Origin of the sequence: Rhodococcus sp. ENV425, assembly GCF_002887785.1 — a bacterium.
In the GTDB taxonomy this organism is placed as follows: domain Bacteria; phylum Actinomycetota; class Actinomycetes; order Mycobacteriales; family Mycobacteriaceae; genus Rhodococcus; species Rhodococcus aetherivorans.
Map to the genome: position 1 here is coordinate 4,558 of NZ_PCZU01000108.1, position 1,020 is coordinate 5,577.

General features: G+C 75.8%; 1 protein-coding gene. It reads right to left on the minus strand.

Features of this window, described 5'->3' with window-relative positions:
- A partial coding sequence (locus tag CQZ88_RS30680; protein WP_258008514.1) for an AMP-binding protein occupies positions 1-1,020 on the minus strand: 1,020 nt, incomplete at both ends.

Consider the following 1,020-nt stretch of genomic DNA (forward strand, 5'->3'; position numbering starts at 1 on the left):
CCGAGGACGTCGAGCTCGCCGTCGGCGGTGACGCGCGCGAGGTCGCCGGTGCGGTACAGGCGCGCGCCCGGCTCGCCGTGCGGGTCGGCGACGAATCGGGTTGCGGTGAGCCCGCTTCGGCCGTGGTAGCCGCGGGCCAGGCCCGCCCCGGTCACGTACAGCTCACCGATCACCCCGGCTGGGACGGGGTGCAGGCGCGCGTCGAGGATGTGGGCGGTGGCGCCGGCGACGGGGGCGCCGACGGTGGGCCGGGCGCCGGGGTCGAACGGCCCGCCGAACGACACGGCGATCGTGAACTCGGTGGGCCCGTACCCGTTGAGCAGGCGGTGCCGCCGCCAGCGTTCGACGACGGGCGCGGTGAGCGCCTCGCCCTCGGACAGGACGGTGACCGGGCGCCCCAGCGTGTCCGGGTCGAGGGTGGCCAGCACGGTGGGGGTGGCGACCACGTGGGTGACGTGCTCGTCGACGATCAGCCGCTGCAGCGCCGCGCCGGCATAGACGTGGTCGGGGGCGACGACGAGGGTTGCGCCGTGCGCGTGGGCGGCGAGCAGTTCGAACACCGACGCGTCGAAGGTGTGCGACGCCGCGTGCAGCACCCGGCTGCCCGGCGCGACGCCGAGGACGTGCCGCTGCGCGTCGACCACGGCGGTCAGGCCGCGGTGCGGCACGGCGACACCCTTGGGGGTGCCGGTGCTCCCGGACGTGTAGATCAGATACGCAGTGTCGTCCGGATGCGGCTCCGCCACGGTGTCGTCCGGATGCGGCTCCGCCGCGGTGTCGTCCGGATACGTTTGCGGCTCAGGGATTTCCCGCGCCTCCCACTCGCCGGTCAGGTCCACCCAGGCGATGCCCTCCCCCACCGGTTCGGCACCTGCCACGGTCAACCCGACGGTGGCGCCGCTGTCGCGCAGGACGGTCTCGACGCGGGCGGGCGGCTGCGCCGGGTCGACGGACACCCACGCCGCGCCGGTCCGGGCGACGGCCCACACCGCGAGCGGCCAGCATTCCCCGCGCGGCACG